This is a genomic window from Streptomyces sp. NPDC015139 (assembly GCF_043079785.1).
In the GTDB taxonomy this organism is placed as follows: domain Bacteria; phylum Actinomycetota; class Actinomycetes; order Streptomycetales; family Streptomycetaceae; genus Streptomyces; species Streptomyces albidocamelliae.
In genome coordinates, this window is the sequence record NZ_JBIBUW010000001.1 from 855,265 (window position 1) to 876,992 (window position 21,728).

Here is a 21,728-nt window from a genome sequence, read left to right on the forward strand (position 1 = left end):
CAGGGCGACCCCTGCGGTCTGTTGGGTGTCCGCGCGGGCCGGGGTGTGCGGTTGCGGACACGGCGAGGGGGCCGGCGCCCTTCGGCACCGGCCCCCTCCGGGCTCGACGGGACCGGGGAGTTACGCCCCGCTCTCCCGCAGCATGTCCTCGCGCTCGACGATCTTCACGCGCTCGCGGCCCTGCGGCTCACCGAGCGCCCGCTCGGCGGCGTCCAGCTTGTACCAGCCGTCCCAGGTGGTGACGCGGACGCCGCGTTCGGTGAGGAAGGCGTCCACGGCCTCCGGCTCCGGGGAGGCCGGCGTGTGCAGACGGCCGCCCGCGTAGTCGGCGAGCAGGTTGCCCACGGTCTCGTTGGCGTCGCCCTTGGTGTGGCCGATCAGACCGACCGGGCCGCGCCGGATCCAGCCGGTGACGTAGGTGGACTGCAGATGGCCGCCGCCCTCCTCGATCACGCGGCCGCCGTCGTCCGGCACGGTGCCCGACGTGATGTCCCAGGGCAGCTTGGGCAGCTTGTCGGAGAGGTAGCCGACGGCCCGGTAGACGGCGGTGACGTCCCAGTCCTTGAACTCGCCGGTGCCCTTGACGTTGCCGGTGCCGTCCAGCGCGGTGCGCTCGGTGCGCAGGCCGACGACCTTGCCGTCGTCGCCGAGGATCTCGGTCGGCGACTCGAAGAAGTGCAGGAAGAGCTTGTGCGGGCGGTCGCCGACGTCCCGGATCGCCCAGTTCTCCAGCGTCTTGGCGACCATGTCGGCCTGCTTGTTGCCGCGCCGGGTCTCGATCGAGCCGGCGTCGTAGTCGATGTCCTCGGGGTCGACGATGACCTCGATGTTGGGGGAGTGGTCCAGCTCGCGCAGTTCCATCGGGCTGAACTTCGCCTGCGCCGGACCGCGGCGGCCGAAGACGTGGATCTCCCGCGCCTTGTTGGCCTTCAGGCCGTCGTGGACGTTCGGGGGTATCTCGGTCGGGAGCAGCTCGTCGGCGGTCTTGGCGAGGATGCGGGCGACGTCCAGCGCGACGTTGCCGACGCCGAGCACGGCGACCTTCTCGGCCTCAAGCGGCCAGGTGCGCGGCACGTCCGGGTGACCGTCGTACCACAGGACGAAGTCGGCGGCGCCGTAGGAGCCGTCCAGGTCGATGCCCGGGACGGCCAGCTCACGGTCGGCCGTCGCGCCCGTGGAGAAGACCACCGCGTCGTAGAAGGTGCGCAGGTCGTCCAGGCTGATGTCCGTCGGGTAGTCGACGTTGCCGAAGAGGCGGATCTGCGGCTTGTCCAGCACCTGGTGCAGGGCGGTGATGATGCCCTTGATGCGCGGGTGGTCGGGTGCGACGCCGTACCGGATCAGGCCGAACGGGGCGGGCATCCGCTCGAAGAGGTCGATGGACACACCGGGGTCGGCGGCCACCTCGGACTTGAGCAGGGCGTCGGCGGCGTAGATCCCGGCGGGGCCGGCTCCGACGATGGCTACCCGCAGCGGGCGCGGCATGATCAGGTTCCCTTCGAGCGTGCGACAGGCGTCTCGATGGGGAAGCCTAAACTAAGGCAGCCCTAAGTTAGTACGGGGGTCCGGTCTATGACCTCATAAGGCGAACTTATGCCCTGCCCAGGAGCGCCTTATGGGCGCGAGTCGATGCGGAGCCGCTCTCCCTGTTCCCTCGCGCGGGCCCGTGCGCCAGCCTGTCCCTCGATGCGCCGCACGGCGGCGGCCGACCGGAAGGGGGGCGGGGACCGTGGGCGAGGACACGGCGACGATCGCGGCGGTGACGGGCGGCAGCGGATTCGTCGGCAGTCATCTGGTACGGCGTCTGCTGGAACGCGGCTACGAGGTACGGGCCACCGTGCGGCGGGCCTCCGACGGACCCAAGGTGCGTCCGCTGTGGGAGCTCCAGGAGGCGTTCCCCGGCCGGCTGCGGCTGTTCGAGGCCGACCTGCTGACGGAGGGCTCCTTCGACCCGGCCCTCCGCGGCTGCTCGGCCGTCTTCCACGTGGCCTCGCCGTTCCTCATGCCCGAGCGCATCAGGGACGGGCGACGGGACGTCGTGGAGCCCGCGCTGCTCGGCACCCGCAACGTCCTGGCCGCCGTCGAACGCACCCCCGAGGTGCGGACCCTGGTGTTCACCTCCACCGTGGGCGCGATCTTCGGCGACTACGCCGACGTCCGCGCGATGGACGGCCGGGTGCTGTCGGAACGGTACGTCAACAGCACCAGCACGGTGGAGAACAACCCCTACCACTACGCCAAGACCGTGGCGGAGCGCGCCGCGTGGGACGCCGAGGCGGCACAGGGCCGCTGGCGCATGGTGTCCGTCAACCCCGGACTGATCCTCGGCCCGTCGTTCACCCCCGCGTCGGACTCGGGCAGTCTCTTCCTGCTCGACGAGCTGTTCCGCGGCTACTTCTGCTACGGCGCCCCGGACTTCAGCTTCACCACGGCGGACGTCCGGGACGTCGCCGACGCGCACATCGCGGCCGCCGAGAACCCCGCGGCGCACGGGCGGTACATCGTCGCGAACGACACCATGACGTCGTTCCACGAGATGTCCCGCATCATCCGCGCCCGGCACCCCCGCGACCTGCGGCTGCCCCGCACCGTGCTGCCGCACTGGCCCGTGCGGATCCTGGGTCCCGCCTTCGGCCTCACCCAGGACTACATCCGGGGCCACCTCGGCATCCGCTTCCGGGTCGACAACCGTCGCGGCATCGACGAACTGGGCCTCACCTACCGGCCGGTGGAGACGACCCTCCTCGACCACTACGAGTCCCGGCGCGTCCGGCGGCGCCGGGACTGATCCCCGTCAGGCCGGCCGGACGACGCGGTGGATCGCCGACTCCCCGGCGCCGTAGATCGACTCCTCGCGGATGGTCGACCCAGGTCCGGGGGCGTGGACCATCATGCCGTCGCCGACGTGCAGGCCCACGTGCCGGTCGTCGTCGAAGAAGAGGACGAGGTCGCCGGGTTCGAGCCCGGCGAGCGTGACCGGAGCGCCGGCCAGGGCCTGCTGGTGCGCGGCACGCGGCAGCGCGACACCGGCCGCTCGCCACGCGGCCAGCGTGAGGCTGGAACAGTCGTAGGAATCGGGTCCGGTCGCTCCCCAGACGCACGGCTTGCCGACCTGCGCCCGGGCGAACGCGATGGCCTTCGCGGCACGGAGAGCCCGCGGCGACTCGGGGACGGGCACAGGCAGCGGGAGCGGGTCGGCGGCCAGGGACACCGGGGCGGTGAAGGAGCCGGTGTCCGGGAGAGGGGCGAAGGAGCCGGTGTCGATGACAGGGGTGGGCGCTGCCGCGTAGGTGAGGGACCCGGTGTCGGTGAGGGGGGCGGGTGAGTAGGCGGCGGCGCCGGTGTCGGTGAGGGGCGCGGCGGATGTGGGCGGGTAGGTGAAGGAGCCGGTGTCCGTGACGGGCGCGGGTGAGTAGGCGGCGGCGCCGACGTCGGTGAGGGGCGCGGTGAATGCTGCCGGGTAGGTGAGGGGCCCGGTGTCGGTGAGGGGCGCGGGTGAGTAGGCGGCGGCGCCGACGTCGGTGAGGGGCGCGGCGGACGAGGGCGGGTAGGTGAAGGACCCGGTGTCCGTGACGCCGGTGGGCGCCGGCGGGTAGGTGAAGGAGCCGGTGTCGGTCACCGGGGTCGCCGTGGGCACGGTCCCCACTCCCGCGGCCGGCATCGCCAGGGCGGCCGCCGCCGGACCGGGTGCCTCCCACGCGGGCTGCCGCCAGTGGTCCGCCTGAGCCGGCTGGACCGGCTGCGCGGCCTGGACCGCAGGCGGCTCCGCCAGTTGCTGTGCACCGGCGTAGGAAGAGGAGTGTGCCCAGGCGGGGTCCGGTACCCAGCCCGCACCTCCGCCGGGCAGGTCATCCGCGAAGTAAGGCTGTTGGACGGTTTGCACAACGGGCACCGCCGTCCGGACGCTCTCCGTGGCCTGCCGGGGGAACGCGGGCGGCTCCGACGCCGGACCGGCCGTCAGGGCGGCCGTCGCGCGGCCGTCGCGCGGGAGGAGGGTTTCGGACAGCAGGAGAGCCGGGCCATCCGTCTCCGCGGTCCGCCGGTCACCGGCGGGCAGGGCCCGGACCTCCCGTCCGCCGCCGGCGAGGCCGACGGCGTCCACGCTCCTGCCCGGCGGCAGCCCGAGGGAGTCCCCTCCACCGGCCGGAAGGGCCAGGACCTCCCTGTCGCCGGCCGGAAGAGCGAGGACCTCCCGGTCGGGACCCGGAAGAGCGAGTTCCCTCCGGTCGCCGCCCGTGAGCGCGCGGCTCTCCCGGTCGGCCCCCGGAAGACCGCCCAACCCGTCGCGCGGACGCGCGGGCGCGGCGGGCAGCCGGTCGGCGGGCAGGACGGCGGAGACGGTCGGACCGAGTGTGGCGCGTGCCCCGTCGAACCACTGCCGGGCCACCGCGTCGAGCGCGGGATCCTGGCCGGACGACCCCCGCCGCTTGGCCAGCGGAACGCCCCGGGACCGCGTGCGGGCCGCCATGGCCCGGGTCGCGTTGAAGTTCCCGGTCGCGTTCTCCGCCCGGTCGTAGAGGGAATCGATCCGCTGCCGAACCTCGTCGCGGTTCTCCGGCGCCATGGAAGACGTGCTCCTTCCTTGCCCCTCGGGGCAGTTGCCCCGCAGGGCAGTTGGGCCGTCCCGCCCGACCCGTCGAGCACCCGGCGCCGGACCACACGGCGGCTCGCCGGGGCTCAGCCGGGCGGCCTCGCGTCAACCTAGCCAACGTGTGTACCTCGTGTGAAGGTTGAGGTGTGGAATGTCCGATACGTATTCGTGATGTTCGTGACGACGTTCGACCGGGAAGAGATGTGCCTCACGTTTTCCTGTGAGATCCCGGTGAATTCGCGATTCGGTTGAACACAGTGGCACCGTCCTCCGTATGAGGCTCGGGGGAACTCCATGCCCGAGACCGGCGATGAGACACAGGGGACGACCTTGGTACGCAACAGGCGCAGACGCCCGACCGGCGCACGACGCGCGACCTTCGCAGCGGTCGCCCTGATGCTGGGCGGAGGCGGGCTCGTGGCGGCCAACGTCTACGCCTCGGCCTCCGAAGGCTGGGGCGACGGCTCCACCACCACCTCGGGACAGGTTCTCTCGTCGGGCATGGCGACCATCGACTGCCCCGATGTCGGCAGCCGGCTCACGGACGTACCGGACGGGGCCCGGGGGGACGTCGACCGTCAACTCGCCGCGCTGGACCAGCAGACGGCGGCGGCCTATGGGCAGCTCCGCGCCGCGGGACAGGCCGGCGGTCAGGAGGCCGACTCCGTCGACGACTCCATCATGAACCCGCTGAAGGAGAAGCGGGCGGAGACCATCGGCAGGATGGCCGACGCCATCGACCGCGCGGGCGACCGCCCCGAGGGCCTGGACGAACTGGCCGGCTGCACCCTGCGGCCCGGCGAGGGCGGCGGCAACGGCGACGGGGCGACGGCCGACCCGAGCGCGGGATCCCAGCAGGGCGGGGCGAGCCAGGCGCCGGGCGGCGCGGGACAGGGCGGCAACGGACCCGTCGTCTCCGACTACGTCGACATCACCTCCGTACAGCCCGACGCGCAGAACCCGCCCCAGCAGTCCGGCGCCTCCCGCGGTTCCTTCGCCTCCGACTGCGGCGTCAACGCGAACGGCCTGTTCAACTCGGACAACGTCATCGTCGCTCCGGGAGTCACCAACGGCGCCCACCACTTCCACGACTACATCGGCAACCAGAGCAACACCGCCTTCGCGAGCGACGAGGACCTCGCCAACGCCAAGACGAGCTGTGTGGACCAGGGCGACAAGTCCACCTACTACTGGCCCGTGGTACGCCTGCAGAACGGCACCCAGGAGCGCGACGCCGGGTCGCCGGGCGGCGGCACGGAGGGCAACGCGGGCCAGATCGTCACGCCCAAGCAGGTGACGCTTTCGTTCGTGGGCAACCCGCGCGAGAAGGTCACGGCGATGCCGCGCCTGCTGCGCATCATCACCGGCGACGCCAAGGCGTTCGTCAACGGCCCCGGCAACGCGAACGCGTCCTGGAGCTGCACCGGTTTCGAGAACCGGCAGCTGAAGGACAAGTACCCGCTGTGCCCGCAGGGCAGTGACGTCGTCCGCACCTTCCGGTTCCAGAGCTGCTGGGACGGCCGCAACATCGACAGCGCCAACCACCGCACCCATGTGGCCTTCGCGGGCGCCGACGGCGCCTGCCCGGCCGGCTTCCGGGCGATACCCCAGCTGGTGCAGCGGATCGTCTACGACATCGACGCGCCGAGCGTCCAGGACGGCGGCCGTACCGTACCGCTGTTCGCGGTGGACTCCTTCCCGGAGCAGCTGCACAAGCCCGTCACCGACCACGGCGACTTCATCAACGTCTTCGACGAGGACCTGATGGGCAAGATGGTCGACTGCATCAACTCCGGCCGCACCTGCGGTCCGGACGGCGGCGACGGCGGTGACAACGGCGACGGCGGTGGCAACGGCACCGGTGACGGCGGCGATTCGACCGCATCGCCGACGGCGGGCCCCGGCGACGGTGCGACGGCGACGCCCACCGCGAGCTCCGGTGCCACGGCCGGACCCGGCGACGACGCCACCGGCGAACCGGGCGACGACGCCACCGGCGAACCGGGCGACGACGCCACCGGCGAACCGGGCGACGACAACACGGCGGCACCCGGCGACGACAACACCACCGCACCCGGCGACGACGCAACCGCCGCGCCCACCGCCTCCGCGGACGACCAGGCGCCCAGGACCGAGGCGTCCACCTCGCCCGGCCGCACCACCAAGCACGACAAGGGCGACAAGGCCACACCGGCCAAGTCGGCCGAACCCCGGTCCACTTCGGCGGACTCCGCGCCGGCGCCGGCAGCCTCCGCGTCCGGCTCCTCCGCGCCCGCCTCGTCGGCTTCGGACCAGGCCACCGCCGCCGCGTACCCGCCGCCGGCGGGCGCGCAGACCGAACCCCAGGCGTCCCGGGGCAGCCTGGCGGAGACGGGCGCACAACTGTGGCCCGCGGCCATCGGCGTGCTGCTCGCCCTTTCGGGCCTGTTCATGCTGGTGCGGGCCAAGCGTCTGCGCTACTGAACGTCCCCGGCGACGACCGGCACGGCCGGACCCGGGACATGACCGTCCCGGAGCCGCCGCACGGCGGCCACCCTTGCGAGGGGTGGCCGCCGTGCGGTGCGATCACCCCCGCGTTCGGCGGCGTCACCCGTGCCGGTGATCACCCGCGAGGCGGCCCACCGGGGTGCCCGCCGCGCCGCCACCCTGAGGGGATGCACCACCAGTTCCGCGTTCTCACCGCGCTCGCCGCCCTGCTGTTCACCTCGGGCTGCGTCCACATCCCCGCCCACCGGACCTCGCCCTCGGTCATGGAGGCCGCCACCGTCCGTGCGCCGTCGCCCGCCGTCGCGTCGGTCGGCCAGGCCCCCGCCCGCGGTGCCCTCGTCGACACCGGCACCGACGCGAAGCCGAAGAAGCCCGCCCGCCGCCTCGGCGCCCGGCACCGCCCGGCGAGGCCCGCCCCGTACCCGCACCCCCGCATCCCGGTACGGTCCGCGCCGCGGCACCGCACGGCACCACACCGCCCCGTCGCGGCCGAGCACCGCCACCGCGCCCCGCGTCCCCACCCGGCCCGCCCCCGCACCCCGCGGCCGGGCACCACCGACGACATGCGCACCGTGTGCCGCCTGGCCCACCAGCCCGCCGCCCCCGCCGAGGCGGGCACCCTGTGCGACACCTACCTGCGCTGACCGACCACCCGCACCACACGGCAGGGCCCCGCGCGCGGGGCCCTGCCGCGTCCGCGCCCCGCCGTCCGCCTGAGGCGTCGTCGGATTTTGCCCGCATTGGCATGGACCTGACTTTCCTGCGTGGCTACGCTCTGCCCCAGCCAAGCATGAGAGCGCTCTCACGAACCACTGTCCCGCCCCCCACTCGTACGACGAAGGGCAACCCCCATGAGCGAACGCAGACTTGTGCACGTCGTCCTGGCCGCACTCCTGACCGTCGGAGGATTGGGGGCGGCGAGCGCGTTCCCCGCCTCGGCCGCCAGGCCCGCGCCGGAGCGAGCCCTCCACGCCCCGTCCCCGAAGCCGGCGTCCGACTCGATCGTGGCCGCCATGAGCAGGGATCTCGGTCTCACCAGGAAGCAGGCCGAGACGCGGCTGGCGTCGGAGAAGGCCGCCTCCGCCCTCGACCCGAAGGTGCGCCGAATCGCCGCGGACACCTACGGAGGATCCTGGTACGACGCCACGCGCGGACGGCTCGCGGTGGCGCTCACACCCAACGCCCCCACGGCAACCGTCCGGGCGATCGAGGCGGCGGGAGCCGACGTCCGCACGGTCGCCCACAGCGCCCGGCAATTGAAGGCGGTCAAGACGCGCATCGACCGGCTCCCGGCCCCCTCGGGGGTCAGCAGCTGGCGCGTCGACCCCAGGGCCAACACGGTCGTGGTCGACGTCGTGCGCGGCAGACGAGCTGACAACGATGTCCGGAGCTTCCTTTCACGAGCCCGAGAGGCGGGCCCGGTCACCGTCGGGACCGTCTCCGCGGCCCCGCGGACCCTCGCCGCCGGCACCGTCGGCGGCGACCCCTACTACACGGGCAACGTCCGCTGCTCCATAGGCTTCTCGGTGTACGGCGGCTTCGTGACCGCCGGGCACTGCGGACAGCCGGGCGCCGGAGTCAGCGGCTGGGACCACTCCTACATCGGCGCTTTCCAGGGCTCCTCGTTCCCGGACAACGACTACGCCTGGGTGAGCGTCGGCAGCGGCTGGTGGACGGTGCCGGTCGTCCTCGGCTGGGGTCAGGTGTCCGACCAGCTCGTGCGCGGCTCGGCCGTCGCGCCCCCCGGCTCCTCGATCTGCCGCTCGGGATCGACCTCCCATTGGCACTGCGGCACGGTGCTCGCCCTGAACGAGACCGTCAACTACAGCCAGGGTGCCGTGCACGAGGTGACGAAGACGAGCGTCTGCGCCGAGCCCGGTGACTCGGGCGGCTCCTTCATCAGCGGTGACCAGGCCCAGGGCGTCACCTCCGGCGGCTGGGGCAACTGCTCCGGCGGCGGCGAGACCTGGTTCCAGCCGGTCAACGAGATCCTGAACCGCTACGGGCTGACCCTGCACACGGCCTGACCGCGGCCCCTGGACACGCGGGGTTCCGTGTGCACGACGGCGGAGCCCCGCGTGCCATGGCGTGAGGTGGCGTACGGCTCTAGGCCACCCCACCGCCGAGCGGACCGCACATGAGGTTGCCGGGGTCCCCCGGGTCGTCGCTCGTCCAGAACTGCGTCCACAGAAATGCGAACTCGGAGCGCGAGAGATAGCCGTCGCCGTCCTGGTCCAGGTGGTCGAAGACGTCTCCGGTCTCGACGGGCCGGCCGTGCCAGGCGTCGATGAGCCGCCGGTGTTCGGTCCGCGAGATCCGGCCGTCCCGGTCGTCGTCCACGGCGTCGAAGACGACGTCGGCGGTGGCCATCGTCTCCGCGCGCATGGCGGGCAGCCGATCCACCACGCCGAGAAGCCCGTCCATGTCGATCCGGGCGTCGCGGCCCGGGCCGGCTGCCGCCGCGAGGTGCCCCCACCAGCCCATCATCACGCTCTCCACCCGGCCTGCCAGCTCCGGCTCCCCGGCCACCCGCGGCATACGGCACCACCTGGCGGTGAGCGCTTCGAAGTCCTGCTGCTCGAGGTAGCCGTTGCCGTCCGCGTCGAACGCGTCGAACATCGCCCGGAGCTTGTTCCGCTGGAACTCACTGGCCATGCCGGATCTCCCTACTCGCCGTTCTCGGGAGAGATCCTTTCCCTGTCTGCCGTCCGGGCAACGGCGTGCGGAAGCGCGACACCGCGCCCGCCGACCGGACCTTCGCGACAAGTGCGCCGTTGGCGATGGTTTGACCGTTTCGCCGCGGCCGATGCGGCGGGCGCCGACGCTTGCGTGGCCCGCCGGAGTGAGTGCGGCCACGACTCAATGTTTCATGAGTGTTGCAATTCATCGGACACGTGTGCGCAGGAATCGAAAGTTTCGCTGATAACTTGTGAATGCCGCTGCGAGGTTGTTCAGTTCACCCGCGCGAGCAAGATCAAGCACGTAGAAAGGGGCGCCGTGACCGAGGCGTCGCAGGGGGAGGACCGGCCCGGGAAAAGGGGCGGTCGTGACGAGGGCTCGTTCGACGGCGACGAGACCCTCTTCCTGAGGGTCGGCGCTCCACGAGCGGACGAGACCATGCAACTGCGGGTGCCGCCGCCCGAGCCGGTCGCCGGGGGCAGCCGGGCCGAGCGCCGGCGCAGTGCCCGGCCCTCGGCCCGGGAGCGCGTCGCGGTGCCGCTGGCGCGGGCGCTCGCGCCGCTGGCCCCGTACGCCCGCCGGCTCGCGCCGTACGCTCGCCGTCTCAAGCCTGTCTACCCCCGGCCCAATCGCACCGGGTGGCGGCGCTGGATACCCTCCTGGCGCCAGTGGATCGGCGGGATCCTGGGAGCGTTCAGCCTCCTCGGGGCGTTCCTCTTCACCGCGTACGCGCTCACCGACATACCGAGCAACCTCAACACGTACGCCACGCAGCAGGACAACGTCTACTTCTGGTCCGACGGCACGCCGATGGCGCGCACCGGGTGGGTGCAGCGGCAGGCGATGCCGTTGAAGGACATACCCGAGGACGTCCGCTGGGCCGTGCTCGCGGCGGAGAACCAGAATTTCTATACGGATCCGGGTGTTTCCGTCAAAGGCCTCACCCGGGCTCTGTACCGCACGGTGGGCCAGGGGGACACCGAAGGTGGTTCCACCATCACTCAGCAGTACGTGAAGAACGTTTATCTTACGCAGAACCGGACCATTACCCGGAAATTCACCGAAGCGATGATCGCCCTCAAGCTCGACAACAAGATGAGCAAGGACAAGATCCTCGAGGGCTACCTCAACACCAGTTGGTTCGGGCGCGGCACCTACGGCATCCAGCGGGCCGCGCAAGCGTATTACGGCAAGGACGTCAGCAAGCTCAACGCCTCCGAGGCGGCCATGCTGGCCTCGCTGCTCAAGGGCGCCAGCCTCTACGACCCCACCCTCGGCAAGGCCAACCACCAGCGGGCCGAGGAGCGCTGGACCTGGATCCTCGACCGCATGGTCAAGATCGGCAAGCTGTCGCCGCGGGAGCGGGCCACGTACAAGACGTTCCCGGAGCCGCTGAAGAGCAACCCGCTCTACAACACCGGTGAGCAGAGCGACTACCTGGTGGAGCTGGCCTCGCAGTACGCCAAGAAGGCCGGCCACCTGACCGACAAACAGTTCGACCTGGGTGGATACCAGATCTACACGACCTTCGACCGAAAGCGGGAGAAGGCGCTCACCGACGCCGTCACCCAGGCCCGGAAGAAGGCCGGACGGGAGAACCCCAAGGCCGCGAAGAACGGGCACTACGGCGGTGCCTCGGTCGCCACCGACGGACGCATCCTCGCCGTCTACGGCGGTCCCGACCACCGCAAGCAGGGCTACAACGAGTCCAACGCCACCACCGTTCCCGCCGGAAGCGCGTTCCAGCCATTCGTCTACGCCGCGGGCCTCGAGCACGGCGCCCACCTCACCCGCGGCGGCCCCGCGACCCCGGTCACCCCGGACAGCGTCTACGACGGAGACGACGGCGTGCCCGTCACCACCCCCGAGGGCCCCTACTGGGACCGCAGCGGCAAGAAGGTCGCCGCGCACAACGAGGGCCGCAAGTCCTACGGTCGGATCACCCTGCGCCAGGCTCTCACCCAGTCGGTGAACACCCCGTTCATGCAGCTCGGGATGGACACCGGTCTGGAACGGGTCCGCCAGACCGCAGAGGCCTCCGGGCTGCTGCCCTCCAGCATGGGCCCGCAGGTGCCCGCCCTCTCGCTGGGCAGCTCGACACCCAGCGCGATCCGGATGGCCGGCGGCTACGCCACCTTCGCCGCCGGGGGCACGCACACCGAGCCGTACTCGGTGCGCCGCATCACCCGCAACGGCGCGCCGGTCGCGCTGACCGTCCCGCGCGCCCACCGGGCGATCGGCGCCCAGGTGGCCGAGGACGTCAGCGAGGCACTCGTCGACTCGTTCCGCGCGACGCACCCGCAGGCGGCCGCCGCCGAGCCGGGGACGGGCGGAAAGGCGGGCACCACCGAGAAGGACACCGCCTCCTGGTACGCCGGAACCGCCGACTCCGTGTCCACGGCGGTCGTGGTGTACCGGATCGACCTGGCGAAGTCCCTGGAGCCGCTGCCGCTCGAAGGGCTGGCCGGAACCAGTACCGACAGCGTCCCGTACGACCTCTGGTCGGCCGCGACGGGTCTTGACTGACCAAGAGACCCGCCCCTTCCACGTCCCCTCCGGAGAATGAGCCGCGCATGCCCACCAACAAGCCGACGGGCCGCCGTCGGGCCACGCCCAGCCGCCGCCTCCCCGCCACCGCCCGGCCGAAGGTCCTGACACTCGCCGCGTTCCTCGTCGTGGCGTCGCTGGTCGCCGGGTACCTGGCGCTCAGCCGCCCGGACGACACCGCGCCGGCCGCCTCGGCGGGCAAGAAGCCGTCGACCGCCCCGAAGGCCGGGGCGACACCCCATTGGGACGGCAAGACCCGGGTGCTCGGCGACGGCTCCACCTCCTACACCGGCCCGCAGCACGGCCAGCTGAAGGCGGTGCCCCTCAAACCGGGGGAGAAGCCGCCCCAGTTCGTGGTGTTCTCCTGGGACGGTGCCCTGGAGGGCAGCGACCACCTCTTCTCGCACTACCGGGACCTGGCCAAGCAGTACGACGCCCACATGACCTTCTTCCTCACCGGCATCTACCTGCTGCCCAAGAGCGAGAAGAGCAAGTACCACGGCCCCATGCACTCGCCCGGCGACGCGGCGATCGACTACGCCACCGACGACCACATCCGCACCACGCTGGAGCAGCTCTCCCTCGCCTACGAGCAGGGCAACGAGATCGGCACCCACTTCAACGGCCACTTCTGCGACGCCAAGGGCGGCGGCGACTGGAGCGTCCAGCAGTGGAAGAGCGAGATCGACCAGTTCTTCTCCTTCGCGGAGCACTGGAAGACGAACACCGGCTTCAAGGACGTCCCGCCGTTGCCCTTCGACTTCAAGCGGGAGGTCACCGGTGGCCGCGCGCCCTGCCTGGAGGGCCAGCCGAACCTGCTGAAGGCCATCAAGAGCTACGGCTGGCGCTACGACGCCAGCTCCCCCGGCGACTTCCAGATATGGCCCTCCAAGAAGAAGGGCATCTGGGACTTCCCGCTCCAGATGCTGCCGTACGAGAAGGGCAAGTACCAGGGCCTGTCGATGGACTTCAACTTCCTCTACAACCAGTCCGACGGCGAGACCCAGGGTGATCCGGCCGAGTTTCCCAAGTGGCAGCAGCAGACCGTGGACTCGTACATGGCCGGCTTCAACCGGGTGTACTACGGCAGCCGCGCGCCGCTGTTCATCGGCAACCACTTCGAGGACTGGAACGGCGGCATCTACATGAAGTCCGTCGACCAGGTGGTCAAGGACGTCTGCTCCAAGAAGGGCGTCAAGTGCGTGTCCTTCAAGGAGCTGGCCGACTGGCTGGACGTGCAGAAGCCGGAGACCCTGGCGGCCCTGCGCAGCCTCGACCCCGCCCAGTCGCCGGACTGGTCCACGGTGGTCAAGTGACCTGGTGGGTCTGATGATTCCACTTGCGTATACCCCCTTCACAACCCCCGCACATGACGTGGGAAGATCTCACTCCCCCGGTAGGTGTACCGGAGTGAAGGGGAACATCATTGAAATCGAGAAGACTGAGCCGTAAGGGGCGCCGCGCCTCCATAGTCACGGTCGCCGCCGCCTCGGTGGTCGCCGGCGTGGCGCTGGTGCCCAACTGGAGCGCGGGCGCGGCGGTGACCGACGACCCGACGGTGGACGCCAGGACCAAGGCGACCTTCCAGCGTCTGGCCGACGCGGTGTTCACCGACCGCACCCAGGCCCTCGTGGACGGCACCGGGAAGTCCCGGACCCGCCACGCCGCCGGGTTCTCCGGGTCGGTGCGGCTGTCCGGTGGTCAGACCCGCCGGCAGGACTCCGCCCTGGGACAGCTGCGTGACCGCCGCAACGTGCTCGCCAAGCTCGGCGAGAAGTACAGCGCGGGCGCCACGAAGGTCGTCCTGGACGCCACCCAGGTCGACGGCCGCCGGGCAAAGGTCGCCGTGACCGAGACGACGACGCTCACCTACGAGCGCCCCGTGTCGAAGGACCAGAAGACCACCGGTTTCCAGGCCCACCACGAGCTGACCTTCCAGGCCGACCGCAAGGGCGACTGGCAGCTCACCGGCATCCACGACACGGACGACGGCTACCTGGCCGTCAACCAGGTCGCCAAGCCGTCCGTGGCCTCGGTGAAGACCGCGGACGACAGCCCGCCGGACGCGATCCGCTCGGCCACCTCCTGGCCGGCCCCGGCCAAGCCGAAGAACTTCTCGGCCACCGGGTACAACTACCAGGCCATGGCCACGTACGCGGCCAAGTACTGGAAGAACTACAACACCGCCTACCCGGACTTCAACGGGCAGGGCGCCGGCGGCGACTGCACCAACTTCGTCAGCCAGTCCCTGAAGGCGGGCGGCTGGAAGCACGTGCCCGGGTACACCAACGACTTCCACAAGTGGTTCGGCACCGCCGACATCCAGTCCGACTCCTTCGTCGGCGTGAACGAGTTCTCCTGGTTCGCCCTGTCGTCCAAGCGGGTCAGCAGCCTGGCGAACGTCTACCAGCTCGACGTCGGCGACGTCCTGCAGATGGACTTCAACCGGGACGGGTCCAAGGACCACTCGATGATCGTCACCTACCGCGACCGCTCCGGTGTGCCGTACGTGACGTACCACTCGACCAACACGTACAACCGGTCGGTGGCCAGCCTCGTCGCGTCGTACCCGACCGCGGCGTTCTACGCCTACCGCACCTGATCCGGGGGCGCGCCACGCGCCCGGTACCGGAACCCGGCCCGCCCGGTACACCGTCGGTGGTGTACCGGGCGGGCCTTTGCCGTCCCCGGGGTTGTGGGAGCGCTCCCAAGATGACCAGGATGGCCGCATGTCCCCAACGGAGCAGGCACCCCTCATCCGGCCCTACCGTCCCGCCGACCGCGACGATCTGGCGAACGTCTGCGTCCGTACCGCGCACAACGGCGGCGATTCCCGGGCCGTCCACCCGGACCGGCGCCTGATGCCGGCGATCTTCGCCGAGCCGTACTGCCACCTCGATCCGGATCTCGCGTTCGTTCTGGACGACGGTACGGGCCGGACCGTGGGCTACATCGTCGGCACCGCGGACACCAGGCGCTTCGTGGAGGACTTCCGGCGCACCTGGATACCCCGGCTGGCCGACCGTTACCCGGAGCCCGCGGTGCCGCCGCGTACGCCCTCCGAGGAGATGATCCGGCTCCTGCACCACCCGGAGCGGATGCTCGTACCCGAACTCGGCGAGTACCCCGCCCACTTGCACATCGACCTGCTGCCCCCCTGGCAGGGCCGGGGGCACGGCCGCGCCCTGCTGCGCACCTTCCTGGACGCCCTGCACGGACGGGGCGTCCAGGCGGTCCACCTCGGCATGGTCACCGTCAACACCGCCGCCCGCGCGTTCTACGACCGGGTCGGCTTCCACGAGATCGCGGTCGCCGACGCGGGCCCCCTCACCTATCTGGGGCGGGCCACCGCGCCGGACTGAGCGCGGCGCGGGCGGCGGCCCTCAGGCGAGTTCGAGGGTCTGCTTGGCGAGGTCGTAGGCGGGGCGCATCGCCTCGTGCTCCTCGGTGTCCATGCCGCCGAGGTGCAGGACGACCGGGCCGCCGGGAGTGGCGACCGCGAAGGCGCTCTCCTTCTTGGTCTCGTCCAGGAGCTTGCTCGTGTAGAGGTACTCCACCTCCACGGCGGACACGCCGCCGCCGGTCTTGAACGAGCGGTACTTCGCCTTGCTGACGTTGTCCTCGGCGGCGACGAACGCCCGCAGCACGCCGCCCGCGTCGGCGTCGCCCTTCTTGCCGGTCCACACGCGCAGGAAGCCGATGTTGCCGGCCGGCTTGGCGTCGATCTCACAGGCGGCGGTGACCGGGCCCTGGCGGAGGAAGCTCTCCGCGAGCGCGCCGCTCAGATCGTCGTCGGAGCCCTTCGACGCCTTCGCCAGCTGGGCCTCGGCGTCGATCGCCTTGGGCTTCCAGTCCTTGGCGAGGCCGAAGCTGACGGGCAGTTCGCAGGCGGAACCGGCCGCGCCGATCGTCCCCCCGCGCGCGGCCGCCCCGCCCCCGGACCCCGTGCCCTCGCCCTTGGCGGTCGGCGACGCGCTCGCGCCCTTCTTCCCGTCGTCGTCCGCCGCACCCGCGCAGCCGCCGAGCACGGCTGCCAGCGCGACCGCCACGATCGCTCGGCTTCCTACGGACCCCACCCTGACCTGCACAGTCGTCTCCCCTCCGGTTCAGCGCCGTCACTGTAACGGAGAGCACCCGCATCACCGAACGAATATGCCCCGACCAGCGGTCGAGCGGGGGTCACGCCGGGGCGCGCCGGCAGTGCAGGAACAGGTGCGGCTCGGGTACGGCGTCGGGGTGGGCCGGGGTGAACACGGCATCGTCCTCGGTCAGCACCGTCAGGCCCGCCCGGGTCACCAGCTCGGTGAAGGCGCCGGCGGAGAAGCTCGTCACCTCCACCGGCTGCCCCATGAAGTGGGCCTGGACGCCCTCCACGTCGAGCGGAACGGTCGCCAGAGCCACGAGGCCGCCGGGCCGTACCGCCCGGGCCAGCCGCGCCACGACGGCGGCCTGTTCGGGGCGGGACATCTGGAGCAGCGAGAAGTACGCGCACACCGCGTCGAACGAGGCGTCCGGCACGGGCAGTTCACGGAGGTCCGCCAGGCGGAACTCGGCCCCGGGCACCTGCCGCGCGGCCAGCTCCACCATGACCGGCGAGACGTCGACGCCCAGTACCCGGTGGCCCGCCCCGGAGAGGGTCTCGGCGGTCGGCCGTCCCGTTCCGCTGCCCGCGTCCAGCACGCTGCTACCCGGTGCCAGCCGCTCCAGCAGCCACCGCAGCGACGCCTGGTGCGACTCGGACGCGGCGAACGCCTTCTCGTAGTCGAGCCCCAGGGCGTCGAACACCACGGCGGCCGGTGCTCTGTGATCGTCCTCGGCCACCCTGTCTCCTCCCGTCGTCGCCGCCGTGCACCGTCCTACCCCGGACGGACGCCCGCGACGCACCGGGAGGCCCGCCGTTTGCCGGGGACGGCGGCCGCACGGCAGGGTGCGGGGCGTGCCTACCTTGCTGATCGTCCACCACACCCCGTCGCCCAACTGCCAGGCCCTGTTCGAGGCCGTCGTCGCCGGGGCCACGACTCCAGAGATCGAAGGCGTCCGGGTGGTCCGGCGCGCGGCCCTCGCCGCCACCGCCTCCGACGTCCTCGAGGCCGACGGCTACCTGCTCGGCACCCCGGCGAACCTCGGCTACATGTCCGGTGCGCTGAAGCATTTCTTCGACCAGATCTACTACCCGTGCCTGGACGGGACCCGGGGCCGCCCCTTCGGCTACTACGTCCACGGCGGCAACGACGTCACCGGTGCCGTCCGCGCCGTCGAGGCCGTCACCACGGGCCTCGGCTGGCGGCGCGCGGCCGAGCCGGTGACCGTCACCGGCGAGCCGGGCAAGGCGGACACGGAGGCGTGCTGGGAGCTGGGAGCCACGGTCGCGGCGGGCCTGATGACCGGCGACTGAGCACCGGCGCCGCGGACATCACCTCCGGAAGCGCGGGCCCCGGCTCGTCGGAGGGCGTGGCTCGATTTCCGTCCCCCCGTGAGCCACGGCCCCCGGCACACCGCGCGGCTACGGCTTGCGGGCCACCCCCACGTACACCGGCTGGAGTCCGGGGACGCGCATCCCCGGCTCGGGCTGCCAGCGCGTGGCCGGTACGACACCCGGGGCGCACAGCTCCAGACCGTCGAAGAAGCGGGCCACCTCCGTCTGCGAACGCGCCCGCACCGCAGTGCCGCCGGAGCGGTAGACGGCCGCGATCCGCTCCCAGACCTCCGGGTCGAACTCGGTGCCGACGTGGGAGATCATCAGGTGGCTGCCGGACGGGAGCGGTTCGAGGAGGGTGCGGACGATCCCGTGAGGGTCCTGCTCGTCGGTGACGAACGGCAGCAGCGCGATCAGCGACAGGCCGACGGGCCGGGTCAGGTCCAGGTGTTCGCGGGCGTACGCCACGATGTGCTCGGGTTCCCGGACGTCGGCGTGCACATAGGCGGTACGGCCCTCGGACGTGCCGTGGAGCAGGGCCTCGGCGTGCCGCAGCACGATCGGGTCGTTGTCCGCGTACACCACCCGGGCGGCCGGGTCGACCGCCTGCACCACCTGGTGCAGGTTCGGCTCGGTGGGTATGCCGGTGCCCACGTCCAGGAACTGGCCGACACCCCGGCTCGCGACGAAGCGGGCGGCCCGGTGCATGAACTCGCGGTTGGCCCAGGCCGTGTCCTTCACGCCGGGAAAGAGGCCGAGCACCGTCCGCGCGGCGTCCGCGTCGACGGGGTAGTGGTCCTTGCCGTCCAGGAACCAGTCGTACATACGGGCGGAGTGCGGTGTGCCGGTGTCGATGCGGTCCGGGCTGAATCCGGTGTCTGTCACGTCGGCTCTCCGAGCGGGAGTGGGGGGTGGGTGCGGCGCGCCGTGCCGGGTACGGACACGCCCTCGCGTGGTCAATGGCAGCGGGAGGCCGTCACGGTGTCGTGCCGGTGCCAGACGGCGTCCACGACACGCCCGTCGGGCAGGGTGTGCCGGAGCGGTCCCTGGTCCCGGACGAAGCCCGCGCGGGCCAGGGCCCGCCGGCTGGCGGTGTTGCCGGGTTCGGCGCCGGCGCGGACGGTGGCGAGCCCGGCATGGGTGTGCGCGAGTGCGACGCCCGCGCGGAACAGCTCCGCGCCCAGGCCCTGGCCGCGGCAGCCCGGTGCCAGCCAGCCGCCCATCTCACCGGACCGTGGCTCCAGTTCGAGCGCTCCGGCGTAGCTGAGATCGGATCTGCGGACGCACACCAGGATCATCGGGTCGTCGGGTCCGGGCGCGAACGGCTCGGCCAGGTGCCGTGGAACGCGGCGGCCGTCGTCTCCCGCGGGCCGCCACCGCAGCAGGGTGCGGCGGGTGCCGGGATCGGGCACGACCTCGTCCGCCTGGGTGCCGAGCCACCGCTGCGCCTCGGCGTCCGCGCACGCGGCGAGTGCCGCCGCCACGTCGAGCCGGTTCCGGGGCGTGAACAGCAGCAGCCGTACCGTCGCCAGGACGTGCCGGCCCGGGGCGCACCGTCCGGGCACGGGCAGGCCGGGCGCGGTCCGGCCCCGGCGGATGAGCGACCAGACCATGACGCCCCCGAACCCCGACGCTGCGGCTCGCGCGGCGGACACGCATCCGCCGGCGGATGCGGAAGTCCCGCACCGGCGGTGAATCTAGCGGGAATCGAGGCCGGACGTCGTGTCACCGGCGCTGTTCCGGACGTCGTCCGCCCGCGGGGGCGGGCCGGGCGGGTCGAGCCGGTCCGCGGGCGGCGTGCCGGGCCTGGGGCGGCCGGCGGTCCAGGACGGGTCCGCGGACGGTACGGGGCCGACATGACAGCGGTGTGCGGGACCGCGGGGGAGAGGAGGGGGGCGCAGGGTGAAGCGGTGCGGGGGGATGTGGTGCATGGGAATCCCTTCGGACGGGTGGGGGACGGTCCGGGGGTGTCGGGTGGGGGGTGTCAGGGGTGGTGGAGCAAGGGCAGTTCCGCCCAGACGACGCATGCCGGCCGGTCCGGCACCGCCGTCACTCCCCAGTCGGTGCTCAGCGCCTCGACCAGGAACAGGCCGCGTCCGTGCTGTTCGTCGGGGCCGGGCCGGCCGACCACGGGCAGTCCGGGGCCGCCGTCCTGGTCCTCGACCTCGATGCGCACCCGGTCCGCCGTGCGGTGCAGCCGGCAGGCGATCCGCTCGCCCGCCGCGTGCACCAGCGCGTTCGTGACCAGCTCGGAGGTCACGAGGATCATGTCGTCCCGGACCTGTCCGGGCACGTCCCAGGCGGTCAGCAGGTCCAGGACGAGCCGGCGGGCGGTGCCGACGGCCAGCGGCACGGCCGGCAGGTCGAACGCGGCGGAGCCGGGAGAGGAAGCCCCGGAGGCGAGCCGGCCGGAGCCGTCGGGCCCAGGGAGTCGACCGGGGTGCTCGCCTGCGCGTGGTCGGGAGCCGGCGGCCGGGACCGGCGGCAGGTGGGGACGCTCCGCACCGCCGGCGGCCGGGCGGGGGTGGTCCGGGACGTACGGGGCCGGGCGGGGTGGTCCGGCGGGGTCGGGGGCCGGCAGGGGTGGTCCGGCGGCGGGGGACCGGTGCGGTCTGGGCAGCGCGGGCAGGCGCACCGGATCCGGTTCCGGCAGCGGCCGTTCGGGTCTTCGGTCCTCGGGAAGTCGGGGGAGGGAGGGCGGAACCATCGTGCGCCTTTCGTCCGGCCTCGCGAGTGGGGGGTGTCCGGTGCGAGGTCCGGCCGCTCGCGCAGCAGACGACACACCGCCTCCCATGAGGCCGTATGCCGGCCCGGTCTCCCCCGACCCGGCCGCGCCGCCTGCTCCTCGGGTCGGCCGGAGCAGTACGTCCACTGTGTCATCCGCCAACATCGGCTCGCAACAGGCAAGTTGAAATTTGCAAGTGACCCCGAACGTGTCGTTCGGCATCCGGACATGATCGAATGAGCGCACGGAAATGACCCGTGCGGGACCGGATCCGGCACCTGCCGAGGGGGGTGTGCGTGACCGCGGAGACCGACTGGGGCGGCGCCCCGTCCGTGCTGCGCATGATCCTCGGCCGGCAGCTGGAGGAGCTGCGGATCCGGGCCGGTCTCGGCTACGCCGAGGCGGGTGACGCCCTCGGGGTCAGCCACTCCACGATCCGCCGCATGGAGGCCGCCAAGGTGGCCCGCCTGCGGCTCGCGGACGCCGAGAAGCTGCTCCAGATCTACGGCGTCACCGACCGGCGGGAGATCGACGCCTTCCTGCGGTCCGTGCGCGAGGCCAACAAGCGCGGCTGGTGGCACACCTACCGTGACGTCATGCCCGACTGGTCCGCCGCCTACCTCAGCCTGGAACAGGCGGCCTCGCAGATCCGCGCCTACGAGAGCCAGTTCGTGCACGAACTGCTCCAGACCGAGGACTACGCCCGGGCCCTGCTCGGCGTGGGCGACCCGAACGCCTCGGCCGAGGCCACCGAGCGGCGGGTCGCGCTGCGCATGCGCCGCCAGGAACTGCTGACGACGCAGGCTCCGCCCCGGGTGTGGGTGGTGATGGACGAGACCGTGCTGCGCCGGCCGGTCGGCGGGACCGAGGTGATGCGCGCGCAGATCGACCACCTCGTCGAGATCGGCCGACTGCCCCATGTGACGCTGCAGTTCATGCCGTTCGCCAACGGCCCGCACCCCGCCCTGCGGGCCGGCACCTTCCACCTCTTCCGGTTCCGGGCCCCCGAACTGCCCGACATCGTCTACCTCAACGGTCTCGCGGGGGCCGTCTACCTCGACAGGGCGGGCGACGTCGGGCTGTACCGCGAGGCGCTGGACCGGCTGGGCGCCCAGGCCGCACCGGCCCGGACCGCCGAGGCCATGCTCGACACCATCCGCAAGGATCTCTGACCCCCGCCGCATCGGCCGGTGCCGGACGCCGGCTGCCCCGGGCGGCCACCCGGCCCTGCTCACCGGCACCGCCGACGTCGTGCGCCACGACCGGCCCGGCCGCCCCGCGGA

General features: G+C 72.2%; 18 protein-coding genes. 10 read left to right on the top strand and 8 right to left on the bottom strand.

Annotated features, from left to right (window positions below; genetic code table 11):
* Nucleotides 1-120 precede the first annotated feature (120 nt).
* Complete coding sequence (locus ACF08B_RS03795; RefSeq protein WP_392315887.1) at nucleotides 121-1,485, bottom strand: FAD-dependent oxidoreductase; 1,365 nt, start codon at nucleotides 1,483-1,485, stop codon at nucleotides 121-123.
* 244 nt (nucleotides 1,486-1,729) lie between these two features.
* Between ACF08B_RS03795 and ACF08B_RS03800 the strand changes: the two genes are divergently transcribed.
* Entirely contained in the window at nucleotides 1,730-2,788 is a 1,059-nt protein-coding gene (locus tag ACF08B_RS03800; RefSeq protein ID WP_392315888.1) for an NAD-dependent epimerase/dehydratase family protein, read from the top strand.
* A 6-nt stretch (nucleotides 2,789-2,794) separates the two neighbouring features.
* On the opposite strand, the gene ACF08B_RS03805 is transcribed toward ACF08B_RS03800, so the two are convergent.
* Complete coding sequence (locus ACF08B_RS03805) at nucleotides 2,795-4,564, bottom strand: NlpC/P60 family protein (protein ID WP_392315889.1); 1,770 nt, start codon at nucleotides 4,562-4,564, stop codon at nucleotides 2,795-2,797.
* 423 nt (nucleotides 4,565-4,987) lie between these two features.
* On the opposite strand from ACF08B_RS03805, the gene ACF08B_RS03810 reads away from it, so the two are divergent.
* The 3 genes from ACF08B_RS03810 (at nucleotide 4,988) to ACF08B_RS03820 (ending at nucleotide 9,105) form a co-directional block, all read left to right on the top strand.
* Entirely contained in the window at nucleotides 4,988-7,054 is a 2,067-nt protein-coding gene (locus ACF08B_RS03810; RefSeq protein WP_392316034.1) for a DUF1996 domain-containing protein, read from the top strand.
* A gap of 191 nt (nucleotides 7,055-7,245) precedes the next feature.
* Nucleotides 7,246-7,722 (top strand): hypothetical protein, encoded by a 477-nt coding sequence (locus ACF08B_RS03815; protein ID WP_392315890.1) that lies wholly within the window; start codon nucleotides 7,246-7,248, stop codon nucleotides 7,720-7,722.
* Nucleotides 7,723-7,929: 207 nt separating this feature from the next.
* Nucleotides 7,930-9,105 carry a S1 family peptidase gene (locus tag ACF08B_RS03820; RefSeq protein ID WP_392315891.1) on the top strand — a complete coding sequence of 392 codons (1,176 nt, stop codon included), beginning with the start codon at nucleotides 7,930-7,932 and terminating at the stop codon, nucleotides 9,103-9,105.
* Between the two features lie 79 nt (nucleotides 9,106-9,184).
* Here the strand turns inward: ACF08B_RS03820 and ACF08B_RS03825 are convergent, their stop codons facing one another.
* Nucleotides 9,185-9,733 (bottom strand): EF-hand domain-containing protein, encoded by a 549-nt coding sequence (locus tag ACF08B_RS03825; RefSeq protein WP_392315892.1) that lies wholly within the window; start codon nucleotides 9,731-9,733, stop codon nucleotides 9,185-9,187.
* A 462-nt stretch (nucleotides 9,734-10,195) separates the two neighbouring features.
* Here ACF08B_RS03825 and ACF08B_RS03830 point away from each other — a divergent pair, with 462 nt between their 5' ends.
* From ACF08B_RS03830 to ACF08B_RS03845, 4 genes are all read left to right on the top strand, one after another.
* Nucleotides 10,196-12,283: a transglycosylase domain-containing protein gene (locus ACF08B_RS03830; RefSeq protein ID WP_392316035.1), complete on the top strand. Its 2,088-nt coding sequence runs from the start codon at nucleotides 10,196-10,198 to the stop codon at nucleotides 12,281-12,283.
* 47 nt (nucleotides 12,284-12,330) lie between these two features.
* The gene (locus tag ACF08B_RS03835; RefSeq protein WP_392315893.1) at nucleotides 12,331-13,620 is read left to right on the top strand and encodes a hypothetical protein; all 1,290 of its coding nucleotides are present in this window, start codon (nucleotides 12,331-12,333) and stop codon (nucleotides 13,618-13,620) included.
* A 176-nt stretch (nucleotides 13,621-13,796) separates the two neighbouring features.
* Nucleotides 13,797-14,906, top strand: coding sequence for an amidase domain-containing protein (locus ACF08B_RS03840; protein ID WP_392316036.1), 1,110 nt, complete (start codon nucleotides 13,797-13,799; stop codon nucleotides 14,904-14,906).
* Nucleotides 14,907-15,033: 127 nt separating this feature from the next.
* Nucleotides 15,034-15,666 (top strand): GNAT family N-acetyltransferase, encoded by a 633-nt coding sequence (locus tag ACF08B_RS03845; RefSeq protein WP_392315894.1) that lies wholly within the window; start codon nucleotides 15,034-15,036, stop codon nucleotides 15,664-15,666.
* A 21-nt stretch (nucleotides 15,667-15,687) separates the two neighbouring features.
* Here ACF08B_RS03845 and ACF08B_RS03850 read toward each other — a convergent pair whose 3' ends face one another.
* Complete coding sequence (locus tag ACF08B_RS03850) at nucleotides 15,688-16,392, bottom strand: lipoprotein (protein WP_392315895.1); 705 nt, start codon at nucleotides 16,390-16,392, stop codon at nucleotides 15,688-15,690.
* Nucleotides 16,393-16,483: 91 nt separating this feature from the next.
* Nucleotides 16,484-17,125 carry a class I SAM-dependent methyltransferase gene (locus tag ACF08B_RS03855; protein WP_392315896.1) on the bottom strand — a complete coding sequence of 214 codons (642 nt, stop codon included), beginning with the start codon at nucleotides 17,123-17,125 and terminating at the stop codon, nucleotides 16,484-16,486.
* A gap of 115 nt (nucleotides 17,126-17,240) precedes the next feature.
* On the opposite strand from ACF08B_RS03855, the gene ACF08B_RS03860 reads away from it, so the two are divergent.
* Nucleotides 17,241-17,699, top strand: a complete 459-nt coding sequence (locus ACF08B_RS03860) for a flavodoxin family protein (protein ID WP_093472444.1) — start codon at nucleotides 17,241-17,243, stop codon at nucleotides 17,697-17,699.
* A 108-nt stretch (nucleotides 17,700-17,807) separates the two neighbouring features.
* On the opposite strand, the gene ACF08B_RS03865 is transcribed toward ACF08B_RS03860, so the two are convergent.
* The 3 genes from ACF08B_RS03865 to ACF08B_RS03875 form a co-directional block, all read right to left on the bottom strand.
* Nucleotides 17,808-18,605 (bottom strand): SAM-dependent methyltransferase, encoded by a 798-nt coding sequence (locus ACF08B_RS03865; protein WP_392315897.1) that lies wholly within the window; start codon nucleotides 18,603-18,605, stop codon nucleotides 17,808-17,810.
* A 71-nt stretch (nucleotides 18,606-18,676) separates the two neighbouring features.
* Complete coding sequence (locus tag ACF08B_RS03870) at nucleotides 18,677-19,333, bottom strand: GNAT family N-acetyltransferase (protein ID WP_093699347.1); 657 nt, start codon at nucleotides 19,331-19,333, stop codon at nucleotides 18,677-18,679.
* A gap of 371 nt (nucleotides 19,334-19,704) precedes the next feature.
* Complete coding sequence (locus ACF08B_RS03875; protein WP_392315898.1) at nucleotides 19,705-20,427, bottom strand: ATP-binding protein; 723 nt, start codon at nucleotides 20,425-20,427, stop codon at nucleotides 19,705-19,707.
* A gap of 314 nt (nucleotides 20,428-20,741) precedes the next feature.
* Between ACF08B_RS03875 and ACF08B_RS03880 the strand changes: the two genes are divergently transcribed.
* Nucleotides 20,742-21,617, top strand: a complete 876-nt coding sequence (locus ACF08B_RS03880) for a helix-turn-helix domain-containing protein (protein ID WP_392315899.1) — start codon at nucleotides 20,742-20,744, stop codon at nucleotides 21,615-21,617.
* The last annotated feature ends 111 nt before the right edge of the window (nucleotides 21,618-21,728 follow it).